This is a genomic window from Flavobacterium sp. TC780 (assembly GCF_056783245.1).
This window is the reverse complement of the sequence record NZ_JBXBAV010000084.1, coordinates 1-20632: the sequence shown is the minus strand read 5'-3', so window position 1 is coordinate 20632 and position 20632 is coordinate 1. Positions and strand designations below refer to the sequence as shown.

21 protein-coding genes and 5 pseudogenes are annotated in these 20632 nt (G+C 31.9%); 18 read left to right on the top strand and 8 right to left on the bottom strand.

Annotated elements, in window-relative coordinates:
- Window positions 1-4: 4 nt before the first annotated feature.
- The 7 genes and pseudogenes from AC1RYN_RS08240 to AC1RYN_RS08210 form a co-directional block, all read right to left on the bottom strand.
- Window positions 5-1053, bottom strand: a pseudogene (locus tag AC1RYN_RS08240) (endonuclease/exonuclease/phosphatase family protein).
- A gap of 20 nt (window positions 1054-1073) precedes the next feature.
- A complete protein-coding gene (locus AC1RYN_RS08235) occupies window positions 1074-1142 on the bottom strand; it encodes a hypothetical protein (RefSeq protein WP_481806584.1) in 69 nt (22 codons plus the stop codon).
- Between the two features lie 92 nt (window positions 1143-1234).
- Window positions 1235-1942 carry a rhomboid family intramembrane serine protease gene (locus AC1RYN_RS08230; protein WP_481806580.1) on the bottom strand — a complete coding sequence of 236 codons (708 nt, stop codon included), beginning with the start codon at window positions 1940-1942 and terminating at the stop codon, window positions 1235-1237.
- Between the two features lie 73 nt (window positions 1943-2015).
- Entirely contained in the window at window positions 2016-2831 is an 816-nt protein-coding gene (locus AC1RYN_RS08225) for a rhomboid family intramembrane serine protease (RefSeq protein ID WP_481806579.1), read from the bottom strand.
- Window positions 2828-4735 carry a DNA mismatch repair endonuclease MutL gene (gene mutL / locus AC1RYN_RS08220; RefSeq protein ID WP_481806578.1) on the bottom strand — a complete coding sequence of 636 codons (1908 nt, stop codon included), beginning with the start codon at window positions 4733-4735 and terminating at the stop codon, window positions 2828-2830. The genes AC1RYN_RS08225 and mutL overlap by 4 nt, the downstream gene beginning before the upstream one ends.
- Before the next feature lie 166 nt (window positions 4736-4901).
- Window positions 4902-5471: a 6,7-dimethyl-8-ribityllumazine synthase gene (gene ribH / locus AC1RYN_RS08215; RefSeq protein WP_481806577.1), complete on the bottom strand. Its 570-nt coding sequence runs from the start codon at window positions 5469-5471 to the stop codon at window positions 4902-4904.
- 96 nt (window positions 5472-5567) lie between these two features.
- Complete coding sequence (locus AC1RYN_RS08210; RefSeq protein WP_481806576.1) at window positions 5568-6353, bottom strand: tetratricopeptide repeat protein; 786 nt, start codon at window positions 6351-6353, stop codon at window positions 5568-5570.
- Window positions 6354-6581: 228 nt separating this feature from the next.
- Between AC1RYN_RS08210 and AC1RYN_RS08205 the strand changes: the two genes are divergently transcribed.
- The 13 genes and pseudogenes from AC1RYN_RS08205 to AC1RYN_RS08145 all read left to right on the top strand — a co-directional run bounded on the left by AC1RYN_RS08205 (window position 6582) and on the right by AC1RYN_RS08145 (window position 15899).
- A complete protein-coding gene (locus AC1RYN_RS08205) occupies window positions 6582-7139 on the top strand; it encodes a hypothetical protein (RefSeq protein ID WP_481806575.1) in 558 nt (185 codons plus the stop codon).
- Between the two features lie 66 nt (window positions 7140-7205).
- Window positions 7206-7862 (top strand): DNA replication/repair protein RecF, encoded by a 657-nt coding sequence (gene recF / locus AC1RYN_RS08200; RefSeq protein ID WP_481806574.1) that lies wholly within the window; start codon window positions 7206-7208, stop codon window positions 7860-7862.
- A gap of 31 nt (window positions 7863-7893) precedes the next feature.
- A complete protein-coding gene (locus tag AC1RYN_RS08195; protein WP_481806573.1) occupies window positions 7894-8247 on the top strand; it encodes a hypothetical protein in 354 nt (117 codons plus the stop codon).
- A 103-nt stretch (window positions 8248-8350) separates the two neighbouring features.
- Entirely contained in the window at window positions 8351-9052 is a 702-nt protein-coding gene (locus tag AC1RYN_RS08190) for a thioredoxin domain-containing protein (protein WP_481806572.1), read from the top strand.
- 13 nt (window positions 9053-9065) lie between these two features.
- Window positions 9066-9743 carry a DUF2461 domain-containing protein gene (locus AC1RYN_RS08185; RefSeq protein ID WP_481806571.1) on the top strand — a complete coding sequence of 226 codons (678 nt, stop codon included), beginning with the start codon at window positions 9066-9068 and terminating at the stop codon, window positions 9741-9743.
- Window positions 9744-9813: 70 nt separating this feature from the next.
- Window positions 9814-10875 carry a glycosyltransferase gene (locus AC1RYN_RS08180; protein WP_481806570.1) on the top strand — a complete coding sequence of 354 codons (1062 nt, stop codon included), beginning with the start codon at window positions 9814-9816 and terminating at the stop codon, window positions 10873-10875.
- 136 nt (window positions 10876-11011) lie between these two features.
- A pseudogene (murB, locus tag AC1RYN_RS08175) lies at window positions 11012-12026 on the top strand (UDP-N-acetylmuramate dehydrogenase).
- Window positions 12027-12042: 16 nt separating this feature from the next.
- The gene (locus AC1RYN_RS08170; RefSeq protein ID WP_481806569.1) at window positions 12043-12456 is read left to right on the top strand and encodes an FMN-binding negative transcriptional regulator; all 414 of its coding nucleotides are present in this window, start codon (window positions 12043-12045) and stop codon (window positions 12454-12456) included.
- A 20-nt stretch (window positions 12457-12476) separates the two neighbouring features.
- Window positions 12477-12656 carry a hypothetical protein gene (locus tag AC1RYN_RS08165; protein WP_481806568.1) on the top strand — a complete coding sequence of 60 codons (180 nt, stop codon included), beginning with the start codon at window positions 12477-12479 and terminating at the stop codon, window positions 12654-12656.
- 82 nt (window positions 12657-12738) lie between these two features.
- Complete coding sequence (locus AC1RYN_RS08160) at window positions 12739-13848, top strand: glycosyltransferase (protein ID WP_481806567.1); 1110 nt, start codon at window positions 12739-12741, stop codon at window positions 13846-13848.
- Window positions 13839-14390, top strand: a pseudogene (locus AC1RYN_RS08155) (RNA polymerase sigma factor). Before AC1RYN_RS08160 ends, AC1RYN_RS08155 begins: the two are co-directional and overlap by 10 nt.
- A gap of 154 nt (window positions 14391-14544) precedes the next feature.
- Window positions 14545-15177, top strand: coding sequence for an energy transducer TonB (locus tag AC1RYN_RS08150; protein ID WP_481806566.1), 633 nt, complete (start codon window positions 14545-14547; stop codon window positions 15175-15177).
- Window positions 15178-15518: 341 nt separating this feature from the next.
- A complete protein-coding gene (locus tag AC1RYN_RS08145) occupies window positions 15519-15899 on the top strand; it encodes a PH domain-containing protein (RefSeq protein WP_039112370.1) in 381 nt (126 codons plus the stop codon).
- A 60-nt stretch (window positions 15900-15959) separates the two neighbouring features.
- Here AC1RYN_RS08145 and AC1RYN_RS08140 read toward each other — a convergent pair whose 3' ends face one another.
- Window positions 15960-16823: a M48 family metalloprotease gene (locus AC1RYN_RS08140; RefSeq protein WP_481806565.1), complete on the bottom strand. Its 864-nt coding sequence runs from the start codon at window positions 16821-16823 to the stop codon at window positions 15960-15962.
- Between the two features lie 216 nt (window positions 16824-17039).
- Between AC1RYN_RS08140 and lipA the strand changes: the two are divergent.
- From lipA to AC1RYN_RS08115, 5 genes and pseudogenes are all read left to right on the top strand, one after another.
- Window positions 17040-17908 (top strand): annotated as a pseudogene (lipA, locus tag AC1RYN_RS08135) (lipoyl synthase).
- Window positions 17909-17935: 27 nt separating this feature from the next.
- Window positions 17936-18938: pseudogene (gene gap / locus AC1RYN_RS08130) on the top strand (type I glyceraldehyde-3-phosphate dehydrogenase).
- Window positions 18939-19042: 104 nt separating this feature from the next.
- Window positions 19043-19573, top strand: coding sequence for a tetratricopeptide repeat protein (locus AC1RYN_RS08125; RefSeq protein ID WP_481806564.1), 531 nt, complete (start codon window positions 19043-19045; stop codon window positions 19571-19573).
- 417 nt (window positions 19574-19990) lie between these two features.
- Window positions 19991-20197, top strand: coding sequence for a sensor histidine kinase (locus tag AC1RYN_RS08120; RefSeq protein WP_481806583.1), 207 nt, complete (start codon window positions 19991-19993; stop codon window positions 20195-20197).
- A 103-nt stretch (window positions 20198-20300) separates the two neighbouring features.
- Window positions 20301-20632 (top strand): ATP-binding protein (locus AC1RYN_RS08115; RefSeq protein ID WP_481806563.1); only part of this gene is annotated, 332 nt, incomplete at its 3' end.

The window sequence follows — 20632 nt, the reverse complement described above, 5'->3', positions numbered from 1 at the left end:
TGTATTATTCCATAGAAAGTGTTGCTAAAACTGGAAAATGATCTGAGTTTTCAAAATCTGAAAAGCTTTCAAATTTCTTTACTTTCATTTTATTATCGGCAAAAATATAATCGATTCTCGCAGGATAATAACGGAACTTATATGTAGCTCCAAATCCTTCACCTGCTTCTTCAAAGCTATCTTTTAGTTTTCCTTTAATATTACGATATACGTATGAAAAAGGACTATTATTCATGTCCCCACATATGATAAGAGGGTAAGTACATTCTTTTTTATTCTCTCTTAAAAATTTCTGCTTGCTCTTGCTGTTGCTTCAATGCCTTACTTATTCTGGAAAGAATACGTTGTGATTTTTCCTGATTCATCACATCAATATTTTCAGAAATTTCATCTACATCTGGCGAGATCTTAATAGACTGCAAGTGCATATTATAAACTCTTATAATGTCCTTACCACGCTTAATATCGGCATAGATTACATTGTTATTCGAATTAGGAAAAACAATATTACCTTGATATAATATAGGAAACTTAGAGAAGATTGCCTGACCAGTTTTAATCTTATTCCCTTCCATAAAGATATACCTATGTGGATACGCTTTTAAATCAATATGTGCTGAGTTTGAAAATTCCTGAATACATAAAATATCAGGATTTTTTTCATCTATAAAAGCTTTTATATCAAGAGGAACATCTTCTCTATCTATCCATTTAAAAACATTAAACAGTCGTACATTATAACTCATTACCGTAAAATCCTTTTCATTCTTGACATACTCTTTCGTCGAAAATTTATAGAATTTATTTATAAACGTAATACCCATTAAGAGAACTAGCCGCCGATAGAATCATTCGTTTCTTAAACTGAATTGCCCAATAAAAAAAGAACAACCCATTAAATACAAAAAACAACGGCATAAATAAAGTCAACACCGATAAAAGAGGAAACATCTTAGGTGCCAAAAATGGTAAAATATAAGCGCTGAATGTCAATACAGTAAGTACTATATTCAAAAAGAACATTATTTTATTAAACCATGAAAGATTTTTCATCACCCTTTAATTAATAATTTTTATTTACCAGCTTTAAATAAAAATTCTTTTTCTTCCTTTGTTAAACAATCATAACCTGACTGACTAATTTTATCTAAAATCTCATCTATTTGCTGTTGAGTTTTGTCCTTAGTAACAATTTTAGAGGTAGTTCTTTTGAGTAGGTACCTTATTGTAATTTTTATGCACCTTCTTTAAAAGGAGTCGATGGTGATTTCTTAAATAAATTAGTAAAGAAATCTAAAACACGAGTCACAATCTTACTTAGATCAAAACCGTTTTGCAATAATCTAATAAAAACAAATCCAAAAACAGCACCAGCAAGATGAGATATATGACCTCCCATATTACCTAATCGAAACTGCATTAGATCTAACACTAAAATAACGACAGTAATATGCCATAATTTTACATTACCAATAAGCAACAAACGCACAGTCATTAATGGCTGATAAGTTGTTGTAGCAACTAAAATCGCCATAATAGCAGCCGAAGCACCAACTACAGAAGAACTAAGACTTAAAAAATAAAAACTAAGCGCAAATACTACTCCTGCAAATATTGCACTTAAAATGTACAATCCCAAATATTGTTTTTCGGTAAAAAAAGTCAAAAACAAAGAACTAGCAAAATTTAAAACCAACATATTAAACAACAAATGCAAAAAACCATCATGGAAAAATGCATAAGTAAGAAACGTCCAAGGTTTGAATAAAAAATCCGAAGGTTCTGATGATAATGCCAACCAGCTCGGAAAAGCAAATTGTCCTATAGAAAACTGGTAAAAAAACACCAATGAAACTAAAAAACAAGCAATATTCCAATAGATTACTCGCTGAGCAATTCCACCTAATTTATATTGCAACTTTAAATCGTCTAAAATATTCATATGTGTTTTGGTATTTAAAATTTAGATAATAAAGCTTATAGACTATTTTAAAATTCAAACAGACTCTAAAAAATTAATTCCAACGGTTATTATTAAACTGAGTCTTTTTCCAATACCACATCATTAAATATCCTACAAGTGCTCCACCAACGTGTGCAAAATGAGCAATTCCAGTACCACCACTACCAAATAATGAATTCCCTTGGAAACCTAAAAATAAATCGACTGCAATAATTCCTGGTACAAAATACTTAGCTTTTATTGGCACTGGAATAAACATAAGAGCCAACTCTGCATTAGGAAACATGAAAGCAAAAGCTACCAAAAGTCCATAAATTGCTCCAGAAGCCCCAACCATAGGAGTCTGATTAATGATAGATGCATCAAATAAACTTTTAAAATTAACCTCATTTAATAAATTAATTTTTCCTGCTTCTTCTAAAATTGGCTTAACACCATCCATAAACAAATCCCCACGATAACTCATACCATCCGAAAAATTAACATTTAGTATCTGGTGCAATGAAGTATCTGATAAACCTAAACTAGACGCTCCCTCTAGAGCACTCTGTATTTCATAATAATTAAAACCTAATTGCAGTAAAGCTGCACCTAATCCACATGAAATATAAAAGAATATAAACTTTTTACCTCCCCAAAAATGTTCCAATGCCGAACCAAAAGAAACCAATGCAAACATATTAAATGCAATATGCATAAATCCTCCATGCATAAACATATGCGTAATAGGCTGCCAAAGTTTAAAATGGTAATTCTCTGGAAAATAAAGCGAGAAATACTCATAAGAAACTGGCACTAATTGTGAGCCTAGAAAAAAGATAATATTAATTATCAATAATTGTTTTACAACAGGAGTCATATTCATCATAAGGCAAATTTTTTATCTATATCTTCCACACGCATGGTGATGAAAGTTGGTTTTTGAAATGGAGAAATATTTGGATCTTTACAAGCAAAGAGCCCATTTACTAAATTATCTTGTTCTTTTTCTGTTAAGTAGGAACCTGTTTTTACAGCCATACTTTTTGCCATCGATTTTGCAATGGTATCATTTTGAGAAAAACTGCTTTCTGGAATTCCGTCTTGCAAATCACTTAACAATTGCTCTATAACCAGCGACACTTCACTTTCGGTACTATTAACAGGTATTCCTGAAATAACAATATGATCTTCAGAAGAAGATTCAAAAACAAAACCAGTATTTACAAGTGATAATTGTAATTCCTTGATGATTTCTAAATCTGTAGATGAGTAAAACAAATTTAAAGGAAATAATAATTGTTGACTAGAAGCCTGATTAACCGTCATATTATGCAAAAACTGTTCGTATAAAATACGCTGATGAGCCCGTTGTTGGTCTACAATCACCATTCCTGATTTTATAGGAGAAACAATATATTTTTTATGAATTTGATAAGTCTTATGAACCGTTTGCTCAATCTCATTATCATTAAACAAAGACGAAGTTACCTCTTCATTTTCAAAAGACATCATTCCTATTTCCTCGGTATCTTGTTTTAAACCAACATATAAACTTTCCCAACTAGCAGTTGGTTCTGGTTTTTTATAGCTAGAATATGAATTAGACCCTGAACCACCTGAACTACTAGATCCGCTACTAAAGCCAGATCCAGCATTAGAATAATGTTTATTTGTTTTATCATCCGTAAAAGGGTTAAAAGTACCATCAACCTGAATTGTTGGTGTTTCTCCCTCTAAATCTTTATAATGATAAGGCGTATCTAGATTAGCATCGCGATCAAAATCCAAAACAGGGGCTACATTAAATTGCCCTAAACTGTGTTTAATTGACGCTCTTAAAATAGCATATAAAGCTTGTTCATCATCAAACTTAATTTCAGTTTTTGTCGGATGAATATTAATATCAATAGTATTAGGCGGCACAGACAAATACAAGAAATAACTCGGCTGTGCACCATCTTTTAAAATTCCATCATAAGCAGCCATAACTGCATGATGCAGATAACTACTTTTAATAAAACGATCGTTTACAAAGAAGAACTGTTCACCCCTACTCTTTTTCGCAAATTCAGGCTTACTCACAAATCCTTTTATGGCTACAATTTCAGTTTCTTCATTTACAGGAACTAATTTTTCATTTGTTTTACCTGCAAAAATACCAACAACACGTTGTCTGAAACTTGAAGGAGGTAAATTAAACATTTCACTGCCGTTATGATAAAAAGTGAAATGAATATTAGCATGTGCCAAAGCTACACGCTGGAACTCATCCATAACATGTCGAAATTCAACCGTATCTGACTTCAAAAAGTTTCTTCGGGCAGGAATATTAAAAAACAAGTTTTTAACCGCAAACGAAGTTCCTACAGGCAAGACGGCTACTTCCTGCGACACAAACTTACTGCCTTCAATAACAATATGCGTTCCTAGCTCTTCCTGATCTTGCTTCGTTTTCATTTCCATATGAGCAATCGCAGCAATAGATGCTAACGCTTCTCCACGGAATCCTTTGGTATGCAATGAAAACAAATCTTCGGCCTGGCGTATTTTAGAAGTTGCATGGCGTTCAAAACACAAACGTGCATCGGTAACACTCATCCCAGAACCATTATCAATGACTTGTACCAATGACTTTCCTGCATCTTTGATGATTAATTTAATATCTGTTGCTTTAGCATCGACTGCGTTTTCTAAAAGTTCTTTCACCACCGAAGCAGGTCTTTGAACCACTTCTCCAGCAGCAATTTGATTGGCAACATGATCAGGTAGTAATTGTATAATACTCGACATTAAAAAAAATTTGGGTTTATGGTTTAGGTTTTTGGTTTAAAACCAAAGTTTACAAATTTAATGAATTTCTGCTGTCTTTTATGACTTAATAAATCATAAAAAAAACAAAAAACCTATACTATTTTTACACAGTATAGGTTTCAATATTCTTACAAATGTGTTTTTTTTATTTTTCTAGTTCCAATGGCTTGTCTTCTATTTGAAGTGCCCCAGCTGATAACAACTGTTGGTCTTGAAACTGATTTAAAGAAGCTTGCTGACGGATGTATGCCATTTTTATAGCAGCAATAGCAGCCTCGGTACCTTTATTACCATGAATACCACCACTTCTATCAATAGATTGCTGTATGTTATTATCTGTCAATACACAAAAAATAACTGGAATATCAGTTTGAACATTCAAATCTTTAATTCCTTGCGTTACACCTTCACACACAAAATCAAAATGCTTTGTTTGTCCTTGAATTACACATCCAATAACAATTACAGCATCAACATTTTGAGTTTGCAACATTTTTTTCGCTCCATATATCAACTCAAAACTTCCAGGAACATTCCATCGAATAATTTGTTGTGCAGGAACATGATTCTCAATGAATGCTTCAAAAGCACCATTATAAAGTCCTTCTGTTATAGTGTCATTCCACTCAGAAACAACAATCCCAAATCGAAAATCTTTCGCATTTGGGACAGTGTTTTTATCGTAATCAGATAAATTTTTATTTTCGGTAGCCATTTTACTATTTAAGATTTTAGTCCCGATCAGATCGGGATAGATTTCAGATTGCTAAAATACAAATCTTAAATCTAATTTTCTAACTCTATAAATTATTTATTGCGCTAATCCAATCAAAACATCTACAGAAGCAGCTTCTGGAGTCGCATCATAATTTTCTTTAATATCTGTAAAATATTTAAGAGCATCAGATTTTTGACCTAAAGTCAAAGCAGTTTTACCAGCCTTAAGTAAGAAACGTGGTGTAGTAAAATCATTTTTATTTGATTCAGCTGCTTTTACATAATAATCTAAAGCTTCTTTTTGTTGATTTTTTTGAGAATATGCATCACCTATTGCTCCTGTTGCCAAAGCTCCTAAAATTAAATCTTTAGATTTAAATTTACCTAAATAAGAGATTGCCTCATCATATTTACCAGTATTTAAATAAGCAATACCAGCATAATAGTTTGCTAAATTACCCGCATCAGTTCCAGAATATTCATCTGCAATTTTTACAAATCCAAATTTACCTTCAGAACCATTCAATGCTAATTTATACAAAGAATCACTAGCTACACCATTAGTTGCTTTTTCAAAATTTTGTTGAGCAACAAACATTTCATTAGCAGCCTCTTCTTGTTTAGGAGAAGCAATAAATTTTTGGTAAGCCAAATAACCTATAGTTCCTACAGCAATAGCAGCAACTAATCCAATAATAATTTTTTGGTTTCTAGCAACCCAGTCCTCAGTTCTAGAAGCAGTTTCATCTAATTTAGAAAAAACTTCAGCAGTTGTACTGTTTTTTCCATCAAGAATTACTTGTTGTTCTTCATTAACAACTTCATCTTTAACTTCTTTTTCTTTTGGTGCTTTATATCCTCTTTTATTGTAAGTAGCCATTTAAAATTAATTTAGTGAACGGCAAAAATAAAATTTTTATTGAAACTTACATGAAAAAAATCAATTTTAAATTAATTTTAAAAAAATATCCCTCAAAACGAGGCTTTTTTATGTAGAAAAACCAAAATAATTCACACACAAGCCCCTAAAAAACGGTTTATATCGATATTTTTCGATAATTTGCGCCCACAAATTGTTACAACAATTAATAGTTACAAAAACACATAAATGAAACTGAGAGAAGGAGAAGTATTAGTTCAAGAAATTAAACATACTAAAGAAATACCTTTTAGACTTGAAGATATATTCACAATACCCACTTTCACGATATTTTTTGCAATTCTAATAATTCTATTAAAACCCTCTGAAGATTCTGAGACTAATAACTATAATGAATTATATTACTATATTATTATTCCAATTCTTATTTCTTTTTATCTATTTTTAACAATTGGAAGAATTTTAACCCGATTATTTAAAACTAAGTCTACAAAATTCTTTTTAACAAATCAAAGAATAATTTTCTGCGATTTGAATTCTGAAATGATAAATGAAAGTTTCAAATTAGAAAACTTAATTTTAAATTACAGAGAAAAAGCAAATAATAGCGGATATATCATTATTGAAAGCCAAGAAGAAATAACTAAGAACGCGGAAACATTATATATACCCCAAAGAGGAATCAACCTTTTTGAAGAGAAAAATACAATTTACAACATTACAAACGTAAAATCTGTTTTTGATTTAATAACCGTAACAAAAAACAAACTTATAAAAAACAAGTAGCAGGACAAAATCATAAATTTGTAAGCTCTCTTATTTTTAAAATTTTATCATTACCATTGATTAAAAATGTATTTAAAAAAAATTTCTTTATTCAACTATAAAAATTTCTCTGAAGCCAATTTCGAATTTGACAAAAAGATAAATTGTTTCGTTGGAAAAAACGGTATTGGAAAAACTAATGTACTCGATGCTATTTATCATCTAGCCTACGGAAAAAGCTACTTTAACCCTTTGGCAGTGCAGAATATCAAGCATGGAGAAGAGTTTTTTGTTATAGATGCCGAGATAGAAAAAAATGAACGTAACGAACAAATCGTCTGCAGTTTAAAAAAAGGGCAAAAAAAAATCCTAAAAAGAAACGGCAAAGCCTATGATAAATTTTCCGACCATATCGGTTTTATTCCTTTAGTAATAATTTCGCCAGCCGACAGAGATTTAATAGTTGAAGGAAGCGAAACGCGCCGTAAATTTATGGATACTGTGATTTCACAATTAGACCCACATTATCTGCAACAGCTTATCCAATATCAAAAAGTAATTAGTCAGCGCAATGCATTGCTTAAATACTTTGCATTAAATCATGTTTTTGACAACGTTACCTTATCTATATATAATGAGCAATTGGACAGCTACGGAAAATCTATTTTTGAAAAGAGAAAACAATTCATAGAAGACTTTTATTCCAATTTTCAATGCGCATCATCATGCAATAACAGGTTCTGAAGAAACAGTTCAATTAGTCTACGAAAGTCATTTGTTCGAAAAAGACCTGCTCACTCTATTACAAGAAAACATAAATAAAGACCGCGCCTTACATTATACGAGTGTCGGAATTCATAAAGACGATTTATCATTTGAAATCGACAATCACCCAATTAAAAAATTCGGATCACAAGGGCAGCAAAAATCATTTTTAATTGCTCTAAAATTGGCACAATTCGAATTCCTAAAAAAACAAAGTGGTGTAAAGCCAATTTTACTTTTTGATGATGTTTTTGATAAATTAGACGAAAGTCGAGTAGCTAAAATTATCGAAATGGTCAACAACAATACTTTGGACAACTTTTTATCTCAGATACACATCCAGATCGAACAGAAGTTATTGTAAAATCAACACATCAAAGCTATAAAATATTCAATTTATAATTTTGTGTAGCTTCCTAAATTAAAAAAAACACTTAAATTAGCCTAGACATTTAAATTTAAAGATTATGAAATTCCCACAAACACTCCTCATTATAATTGCATTCGTACTTGTATCCTGCAACGGGCAATCCTCTAAGAGCATCCAAGTTATTGAACCAACTGCTTTCTCAGAAAAATTAAGCACTACCCAAAATCCTCAAATTTTAGACGTAAGAACTCCTGAGGAATTTGCATCAGAACATATTGAGAGTGCAGTAAATGTAAACTGGAACGACAAAGACTTTGCTACAAAAGCAGCAAGCTTTGATAAATCTAAACCAGTTTTTGTATATTGCTTAAGTGGCGGAAGAAGTAAAAAAGCATCTCAAAAGCTACAAGAATTAGGCTTTACAAACATATATGAACTTGATGGCGGAATTATGAAATGGAACGCTGAAGGGCGTTCAAATTCAAATCCAAATACTAAAACAATAGGAATGACAAGTCAAGACTATGCCGCTTTATTAAACACAGATAAAAAGGTCTTGATTGATTTTTATGCAGAATGGTGTGGCCCTTGCAAGCAAATGACTCCGTACCTTACTAAGATGCAAAAAGAATTAGCCGATAAAGTAGTTATTATTCGTATAGATGTTGACCAAAATAAAACCTTGGTAAAAGACATGAAAATCGACCAGCTTCCTACTCTACTATTATATGAGAACAAAGAAGTAAAATGGAAAAACACAGGCTTTATCAGTGAAGACGAATTAAAAAAGCAACTATAATAAAACTAAAAATATGCTTACCAAAGAAAGTTTACAATTTTTAGATGATTTAAAAGTCAACAATAACAGAGATTGGTTTCTGGAAAACAAAAAACGTTATGAAATCTTCAAGAAAGATTACCATCAACTAGTTGCTGATTTTCTAGACGCCATGAAACCCATGGACGCTTCATTGGAGCTATTAGAAGTAAAAAATTGCACATTCAGAATTAACCGAGATATTCGTTTCTCAAAAGACAAATCACCATACAAGGCTCATCTAGGCGTTTGGCTCTCTACTGGAGTAAAAGGACAAAACCGAGCTGGTTATTATGTCCACATCGAAAAAGGAGCTAGTTTCATAGCTGGTGGCTTTTACTCTCCAGAAGCCGAAGACCTAAAAAAAGTACGCAAAGAAATCGCTTTCTTTCACGATGACTTAGAAGCAATTATAGTTGATAAAAATTTCAACAAAGAATTCGGAAACTTAGACGTAACCGAAACCAATTCGCTTAAAAATCCACCGCGCGGATACGAAAAAGAGCATCCTGCAATTGATTTTTTAAAATTAAAAAGTTTTACTGCTACGCAAAAATACGACATCAAAGAAGTAACTCAAAAAGATTTTGTTGCCAAAATGAGTCAGAAACTTATTGCACTAAAACCATTAAATGAATTCATCAATCGTGCATTAACAACTGACGAGTTTTAAAAATAAAATACATTTTTTTGCTACAGATTAAAAAACTTATTAACTGCGGCAGAAAAAGACAAATCACTGAATGAAAAAAAGAAAAATACTTTTTCTTGGCGAATCCTATCGAGCCGATGCCATTACATGGATGAAAGGCTTAAAAGAATTCGGTGATTTTGAAATTTGTACTTGGGAACTCAAAACGTCAAATAACACCAAATTAAGCCGTCTCAAACGAATAGTCGAATACGCTTTTGCTCCATTTGCAATTAAAAAAATAATCCGATTAGAAAAACCAGACATGATTATTGCCGAAAGAACGACCAGTTATGGATTTCTTGCCGCAATATCTCGCGTCAATACTATTGTAATTGCACAACAAGGCCGAACCGATTTATGGCCTGAAGATTCAATATTATTACCCATTAAAAAAATCATTCAGAAACACGCATTTAAAAAAGCACATTTAATACACGCTTGGGGTCCTGTAATGACAATCTCGATGAAAGCAATTGGTGTTGATATGAATAAGGTTTTAGTCATACCAAAAGGAATCGATTTATCTCTTTTTGAAGCATCAGAAAACAAATCAAATCGAATTGATGCCATTGTTACCCGATCCTTGCAACCCGAATACAGACATGATTGCATCCTAAAAGCTTTTTCTATTTTAGATAAACAAAACATTGATTTCAGCTTAACAATCGTTGGCAATGGAACCCGATTAGAATACCTTAAAAATCTAGCAATAGATTTAAATATTCAGAATAAAGTAATCTTTACGGGTCGAATAGCAAATACTACATTACCACAATTATTACAACAAGCCAATTTTTATATTAGCATGCCAAGTACCGAAGGTGTATCGGCCTCGTTATTTGAAGCAATGGCATGCAATTGCTATCCCGTTGTATCAGATATTCCCGGAAATCAAAGCTGGATTCAAAATTGTGTTAATGGTCAACTAATTCCGATTGATGACCACACAAAACTTGCAGAAGCTCTTATTTGGTCATATGAAAATACACAATCACGGAATCAAGCAATTATTCAGAATAGAAAATTTGTTGAAGAAAATGCAAACTACTCTACTAACATGAAAATTATTGCGGATAAATATCATGAACTAATAAATCTTCAAAACACCTAAGAATCTGATTTCATTAACAAGCTCGTAGTAATTTGTCAAAAAATTCAATTCTATATTTATCCCAAAGGCAACTCAAGATAGATTAAAATCCTTACTTTTGAACTCTCGATTAATTCTACAAAAAAGTTTCGCATTTATGGAAATTCTATCTCAATTTTCTTTAAAAAATCATAATACATTTGGCATTGAAGCCAAAGCAAAACAATTTATTGCTGTACATTCAATTGATGAATTGAAAAAAGTACTTGAAGAAAACAAAAATCAGCCAAAATTTATTTTAGGAGGCGGAAGCAATATGCTTTTAACCAAAGATATCGATGCCCTGGTTATTCACATTGATTTAAAAGGAAAAAAAATAGTTGACGAAAATGATGATTACGTTTGGGTCGAAAGTCAGGCTGGGGAGACTTGGCACGATTTTGTACTCTGGACAATCAAACAAGATTTTGGAGGACTAGAAAACATGTCGCTTATTCCTGGTAACGTAGGAACCACTCCTGTTCAAAACATTGGTGCTTATGGAACCGAAATAAAAGATACGTTTATTTCATGCGATGCAATGAATATCGAAACTCAGGAAATAAAAACTTTTACCCATGCTGAATGCAATTTCGGATACCGAGAAAGCATTTTTAAAAATGAAGTAAAAGACCAATACATAATAACATCGGTAACTTACAGACTAACAAAGCGCAATCATAAAATTAATACCTCTTATGGAGATATTACTGCCGAGTTAGCAAAAAATAACATTACAAACCCAAGTTTAAAAGATGTTAGCAATGCGGTAATTGCAATAAGACAAAGCAAATTACCAGATCCAAAAGAATTAGGAAACAGCGGTAGTTTCTTTAAAAACCCTATACTATTAAAATCCGATTTCGAAAAGATCCATCAAAAATTTCCAGAAATGAAATACTATGATGTTTCTAAAACTGAAGTAAAAGTTCCTGCAGGCTGGCTTATCGAACAAGCTGGGGTTTAAAGGAAAACGTTTTGGTGATGCTGGGATTCATAAAAACCAAGCTTTAGTACTCGTTAATTACGGGAATGCAACTGGACAAGAAATACTAGCAGTCTCAAAAGACATTCAGAAAACAGTATTTGAAAAATTTGGGATAAATATAGAAGCAGAAGTTAATGTGATTTAAATTAAAAAAATATAAAATGCACACACCAAGTATTTTCAAAAACGAAGACCCTGACGCAATTAGATCTTTTCTTAAAGAAAATAGTTTCGGAATACTGATCAATCAGACAAATGGAAAGTTATGGGCAACACATATTCCGATAGAAATAGAAACAAGAACAAATGGAAAAGAAGTATTATGTGGCCATATTTCTAAATTGAACCCACAAGGTGAAGGATTCGTTCAAAATGATCAAATCTTAGCTGTTTTTTCCGGAGCACATAGCTACATCTCCTCATCATGGTATGATCATGAAAATGTACCAACTTGGAATTATAGTGCTGTACACATATATGGTCGGGTAAAAATTTTAGACCACGAAGCAGCAATTGAATCGTTAAAAAAATTAGTAGATAAATACGAAGCCAACTCTGAAAGACCAGTTCCATAGAAGACTTATCTGAAAAAACCATGCGACAAGCACATGGAATAATTGCTTTTGAAATTGAAATAGATGAAATTCAGGCAACTAAAAAAATGTCCCAAAACCGAGACGATGTAAACTATAAAAACATAATCACAGCCTTAGAAAAAACAGAAAACCCTCAGTCTATTGCGGTTGCAAAAGAAATGTCAAAATACAGAAAGTAATTACAATTTAAAGGTTGAAAATCGAGAATTGATAATTACATTTGCACTCGCAAGATTCAAAATCAAAAGACATTAAAATCAGATGCTTACAATTATTTTATACTTTTTTATTGCTATCGTTGTAGTACAGCTTTCTTATTATTTGGGTGTATTTAGTAAATTTTCATTTGCTAAAACACAGAATATCACTACAAAGAGAATTCCTATTTCAGTTATTGTCTGCGCAAAAAACGAAGCTGAAAATGCAATCAAATACATTCCTTTATTAATTGAACAAGATTACCCAGATTTCGAAATTGTTCTAATAGATGATGCTTCAAGTGACGAAACATTAGAAATTTTTGAGCTTTTCGAAAGTCAATATCCAAACCTTATTCGCCTAGTTAAAGTAAAAAACAACGAAGCCTTTTGGGGAAATAAAAAATACGCTTTGACATTAGGAATAAAAGCTGCAAAAAAAGAATACTTATTATTTACAGATGCTGACTGTTATCCTACATCTAAAAATTGGATTACAGCCATGAGTTCTCAATTTACAATGAACAAAACCATAGTCTTAGGATATGGTGCTTATGACAGAATTGAGAAATCATTCTTAAATAAAATTATTCGTTTTGAAACTTTACTAACAGCAATCCAGTATTTCTCATGGGCAAAAGTAGGCTATCCTTACATGGGAGTTGGGCGCAATTTAGCATACAAAAAAGAAGAGTTTTTTAATGTAAATGGTTTTATAAATCATATTCAAGTTCGCTCAGGTGATGATGATTTGTTTATCAATCAAGCTGCCAATAGTAACAATACAACTATAGCTTATTCTCCAGAGAGCTTTACATATTCTAAACCAAAAGAAAAATATAAAGACTGGTTTATTCAAAAAAGAAGACATGTAGCAACCGCCAATTACTATAAATTTTTTGACAAAATACAATTAGGAACTTTTTACTGTTCTCAATTGCTATTCTTTATATTATCCATTATCCTATTGTCTTTCCAGTTTCAATGGATTATTGTTTTAAGCTTATTCTTAGTACGCTACATCGCTGCATGGCTAGTTGTAGGGTTTTCTGCTGGAAAATTAAAAGAAAATGATTTAAAATTTTGGTTTCCTATTGTAGAAATTGTGCTTATATTCACTCAAATTAATATCTTTATAACTAATATTTTTTCAAAACCAGTACATTGGAAATAAATTCTAAAATAGAGAAAGCAAAAAATGGAGACCAAATCGCCTTCACTTTTTTGTTGGACCATTATTGGAATGAAGTTTACAGCTTCATGCTTAAACGCACTGAAAATGAAACTATTGCCGAAGATATCACTATCGAAACCTTTTCCAAAGCTTTTCGACAAAATAAAAACATACAATCCTGAATTTCAATTCAATACTTGGCTTATTGCAATTGCAAAGAATGTACACATTGATTTATTACGTAAAAAAAGAGCCAATCTCTTTATTGAAATTACCGATCAGGAAACCAACAAGCTTACAATATTGCCGACACTACTCCGTCGGTAGAGGATGAATTAATTACGGAACAAAATTTATCCCGATTGTTACATTGCATAAAAGAATTAAAGCCGCATTATCAAGAAGTAATTCAACTACGTTATTTTCAAGAAATGAGCTATCAGGAAATTGCACTCAAAATAAATGAGCCGTTAAGCAATGTAAAAATAAAATTACTTCGCGCTAAAAAATTATTAGCAGAAGTAATCAAAAACAAAAGATAATTTACTATCTTTAGTCAAAGAATAAAATATCTACACATTTATCCCTAAATAAACAACAATCCCGCATACCAAAGTTCTTATTATTAACGTTATCAGGTAAAACAATTTTTTGCTTATGATTTAACCACTACCTAACCTTAAAAAACCGTGAATTATGTCAACATCAAGCATCTACGAAAACAAATGGATTGACCTTGTATTCGAAAACAGAAACAAAGAGTATGGCGCTTACCAGTTACGCCATGAAAGTTCAAAAAACTCAATTAAAGCTCTTTTAATGGGATTGTTTTTTACCACGGCGATTGTATGCGCCTCAATGTTTATTACTAAACTGAGCACAGTCGATGTCTTACCTACTATCCCCGAAAGTTTGCCGACAACTGTACAAGTAAGTGAGGTTCACATTAATGAGAAATCCGCAGAAATGCCTGCTGTAAAATCTCAACCTATTGAAACTGCTATTGAAAAAAGCCAACTTGTAAACCCTACGATAGTAGAAGCAAGCAAAGCTACGCAAGAAATAGCAACTGTTACTGAGAATGTTGTGGCGGTACCAGCAACAACAGGGGAAAGTAATGGAACATTAAAAAATGCTATTGTAAGCGGCGGCGGCGGACCAGAGGTTGCAACAGCACCAATTATTACTGAACCTATGCCTACTGGTTCTCTTGACAAACTACCAGAATTTCCAGGAGGAATAAACAAGTTCTATACATACGTAGGAAACAATTTTAATCGCCCAGAATTAGACAGTGAAAGAGCAATTCGTATTATGTTTCATTTGTAATCGAAAGAGACGGAAGCATGACTGATATTGTTGTAAAAAATGACCCTGGTTATGGATTAGGAAAAGAAGCTGTTAGAGTCTTAAAATCTTTAAGAACCAAATGGAGCCCAGGAAATAAGTCGATTCAAAACCTGTTCGTACGGCATACAACCTGCCAATTACAATAAAAACAGAGTAAATATAAAATTAAAAAGCAGAATCTAGATTTTCTGCTTTTTTTATGTTTTTTTTGTTTTAAAAAAATAATTCTTGCCTAATAATCCCAAGCATGCCTTTTATAAAAAGATGTATCTTTACTGATTAAAATCACTTTTTTGAATCCTCAAAACAAACAATAAATTATGGGAATATTTTCAGCAATACTTGGTAATGCAGGTACAGTAAGCCAAGACGAATTAATCAAAAAATACGGTTTACTTTTAACCGATAATGAAGAAATTGAATTAGGCTTTAAGCTTATTCGTGATACTTTTATCTTTACTACCAAACGATTAATTCTGGTTGACAAACAAGGACTAACTGGGAGCAAGACTGAATACAAATCGATTTCATACAAAAGCATCACACGATTTAGTGTTGAAACAGCAGGAACTTTTGATCTTGATGCCGAATTAAAAATTTGGGTTTCCAGCGAATTACATCCGAGTATCATAAAACAATTTAACAAGTCAGTAAATGTTTATGAAGTTCAAAAAGTATTAGCACATCACGTTTTAAAATAAAACAAAAAAGCAGAACCTAGGTTTTGCTTTTTTTATTACTAAATCTAAAAGTAAATTTAATTATTTCTTAGTAGTTTTTTTAACTGGCTTTTTTGCTGTCGTTTTCTTTGCAGCTACTGTATTCACTATTTTTTGTTGCACATACGGCTTGTACAACCCATCTTTTTCAGCCCTTTTTTTAGCATCATCAGCTCTTTGTTTAGGATCTGGATGAGAACTCATCATTTTATCCAAGAAAGATCCTTCGGCACCTTCGCTCATCTTTGCGAGAATTCTAAATGCAGATTCTTCAGCATTAACATTATAACCATTCTTTTTCAAGAAATCATATGAGAACGAATCTGCTTCTGATTCTTGTGTTCTACTATGTTTACTATCAATCATAGCACTTCCAATTTTCCCTAATTGAGTTTCAGTAAGCGCTGCAATTTTTCCTGACTGTGAAGATACTGCATCAATTAAAGCTTCTTTCTTATAAAGCGCTTTCATTCCATCTCTTGAATCATGATTCGCTACGTGACCAATCTCATGTCCAATAACTGCAAGCAACTCATTATCATCCATAATATCCATTAGACCTGAATACACACGAACGCTACCATCTGCAGTTGCAAAAGCATTTACTTCCTTAAGCATATAAACTTTATAATTTAAAGTATATCCATTACCTGCAGTATGTTTTCCAAACAATCTATTTAATCGTATTGCATACCCATCCGTAGCAGGTGCGATTTGATTTTTGGCATCCATTTCTGTAACTGCTGCTTTTGATAATGCTGCTGCATCAGCATCGCTAAATGTAAATCCTGCAACTCCTTTTTGAACAGCTCCTAAAGCTTTTTCTCCTAAATTTATTTGTGCATTAACTTTTGTAAATCCAAAAGTTGTAAGCAATACAATTAATGCTATAGATTTTCTTTTCATCTTTTTAATGTTAATTTCCATAACAAATATAATACATCTTTAAAATACTCATCTAATGAGAAACCAATTAATTTCAGAGAAATGATATGAATTTTCTTTTACTAATAATCCATAAAACAAAATTAAACATCCTTTTTGCTATCATTTTATAAATTAAAGCATAAACAAATCTACAAATAAACAACATTGCTTATCTTTGTACTTTGAATATTGAATATGGAAAGCGTTATAGATAATAATTTACCTGTTGGAAAACCAAAATGGTTGAAGGTAAAACTCCCAATTGGACAAAAATATACCGAACTACGTGGTTTGGTAGATAAATATAGTTTAAATACAATTTGTACTTCTGGTAGTTGCCCAAATATGGGTGAATGCTGGGAAGAAGGAACTGCTACTTTTATGATTTTAGGTAACGTTTGTACACGTTCTTGTGGTTTTTGTGGTGTAAAAACTGGAAGACCTGAAACTGTTGATTGGGATGAACCTGAAAAAGTAGCACGCTCTATTAAAATCATGAATATCAAGCACGCTGTTATAACAAGCGTTGATAGAGATGATTTAAAAGATGGTGGTTCGATTATTTGGATTGAAACTGTCAAAGCGATACGACGTTATGAATCCTAATACGACATTTGAAAACACTTTCCTGATTTTCAAGGAATAGAAAGAAACATTGACCGAATTTAGAAGCTAATCCTGAAGTTGTTTCTCATAACGTAGAAACCGTTCGTCGATTAACTCGTGAAGTACGTATACAAGCCAAATATGATCGTAGTCTGGAAGTATTACGTTATTTAAAAGAAAAAGGAATCAATAGAACCAAGTCTGGAATCATGCTTGGACTAGGAGAAACCGAAGAAGAAGTATTTCAAACTATGACCGATTTGCGTAATGCAAATGTAGATGTAGTAACAATTGGACAATATTTACAACCAAGTAAAAAGCATTTACCTGTAAAAGAATTCATCACCCCAGATCAATTCGCTAAATATGAAAAATTTGGACTTGAATTAGGCTTTCGCCATGTCGAAAGCGGTCCATTAGTACGTTCATCTTACAAAGCGCAAAAACATATTCTTTAGTTACTAAATGTTGAATATTTTATTTTAATGAATAAAAAAACACGAATTGCTATTAACGGTTTCGGAAGAATTGGTCGAAACTTATTTAGATTACTTTTAAACCATCCCGAAATTGAAGTTGTTGCTATAAATGATATTGCCGACACTAAAACTATGGCGCACCTAATTAAATACGATAGTATTCATGGTGTATTACCATATGTAGTGAGTAGTGATGAAAATGGAATAATCGTTAACGAAAGACATTTTTTGTTTTTCCACGAAAAAAACATTTCAAACTTAAATTGGAAAGAATGTGACATAGATTATGTAATAGAGTCAACTGGAAAATATAAAACGTATGAAGAAATTAATGCGCATATTATTGCCGGAGCTAAAAAAGTAATTCTATCTGCTCCTTCTGAAGTAGACACTATTAAAACAGTTGTTTTAGGTGTAAACGAAGAAATATTAGATGGAACTGAAACAATAATATCAAATGCGAGCTGCACAACAAATAATGCTGCTCCAATGATAAAAATAATCGACGATCTTTGTGGTATCGAGCAGGCCTACATTACTACGATACACTCATACACAACAGATCAGAGTCTGCACGATCAACCCCATAAAGATTTGCGCAGAGCTAGAGGTGCAAGCCAATCAATTGTTCCTACAACAACGGGTGCAGCTAAAGCATTAACAAAGATTTTTCCCAAATTGCAAAATAAAATTGGCGGTTGCGGTATTCGCGTTCCTGTTCCAGATGGTTCATTAACCGACATTACATTTAATGTAAAACGTGCCGTTTATTGAAGAAATTAATGAAGCATTTAAAATGCTGCTAAAACTAGTTTAAAAGGAATTTTGGATTATACTGAGGATCCTATTGTATCTGTTGATATTATTGGAAATCGACAATTCCTGTTTATTTGATGCGCAACTTACTTCTGTAATCGACAAAATGGTTAAAGTTGTAGGCTGGTACGACAATGAAATTGGCTATTCATCTAGATTAATCGATTTAATATTGCTGACAAAAAAAAAATAAACTAATTATAAAAAGTATTACAACACATGAAATATCTTTTTATTATAATCAGTTTTTTCAGTTCATTTTTGTATTCCCAACTCATCCGGAATACAGATAGCGCCGTGTATTATGACGAATTGGCCAATTCAAGTCTTAAGTCTAATAAATACAGCCAAGCACTTCTTTTTACCGAAAAATCAATCGTTTTTTGTGAAGCTAATCATAAAACGGAAAGCCAAGCCAATCAAACTTTTAAGCTTGGAAAAATTTACTATAATCAAAAAAAATACAACGAAGCTTTAACCAACTTCAATAAAAGCCTTACCTTACTTAAGAATAAGCCTTCTACAATTACTAAAGCACTCGCTCTCCATTATATTGGAATAACAAATACCGAAAAAGGGAATCACCACCTTGCTCAAGCTTATTTTAAAAAATCAGAATCTGTATTCAAACAATTGAATATTGTAGACTCGACTCAAGCACTCAGTCTTCAAAAAGGAATAGCTTTAAAAGCCAATAACGAATACGACTTGGCTATCGCTACTTTTAAAAAAATAATTGCGAAGCCAGACAGCAAATCTATGTTAAGAACAAAAACTGATGCATATTATCAGCTTGGCCTTATAGAAAAACAGCTAAATAAGGAATAAAACTGCCATATATTATCTTGATAAAGCACTAGAGCTTACTTCAAAAAGCAATGACCTTAACCAAAAATCAATTATTTTATTAGCACTTAGTCAATTTTACAAAACACATCAAGACTATGATAGAGCTTATGCTTATCTAGATGAGCATTATCAATTAAAAAACTATATTTACAAATTAAAAAACTCAAAACTAGATTTTGATGATTTTAAAAAATTTAAAGATAAAGAGGTTATAAACAATGCACTTCAAAAAGAAAAAAAAGATCTTGAAGATAAGAAAACATACAAATATTCTAAACTAATAAGCATTCTTGCTATTGCATTAATCTCTATTTTATCGCTTTTAAGTTTATCGCTTTATAAAAACAACATTATTCGAAATCAGAACAACATTCTTTTAAGAGAAAAAAACAATGAATTGATCGTTGCAAAGAACAAAGCCGAAAAAGCTTCGAAAGCGAATCTGAATTTTTATCGACTGTTAGTCATGAACTACGAACTCCTCTTAATGCAATTAACGGAATCACTCATTTACTAATAGAAGATAACCCTAAAAAATCCCAAAAAAAATACCTAGAATCATTAAAATTTTCAGGAAATTATTTAACTACATTCATCGAATGAAATCCTTGAAATTAATAAAATTGACTCTAATAAACTTGAAATAGAATCTATAAGTTTTAATCTAAAAGAATTACTAATAAACATACAAAGCTCTTTAAAAGAATTGGCTACAGCCAATAGAAATTACTTTAATCTAGACATTGACGAAAGTATTCCCAACAATTTAATTGGAGATCCAACCAAATTGTCACAAATAATAATGAACCTGATTAATAATGCTTTAAAATTTACTGAAAATGGGCGTGTGAATGTAATTGTAAAACTACATTCATTAAAAGATGAAGAAGCAACTGTTTATTTTGAAATAGTTGATACTGGAATAGGAATCCCAGAAGACAAACTACAAACTGTTTTCGAAAGTTTTTCGCAAGGCTCAATAGAAGTAGGTGCTGCCTCCCTAACAACAGGAGCATGTATTAACCTTAGCAATACATA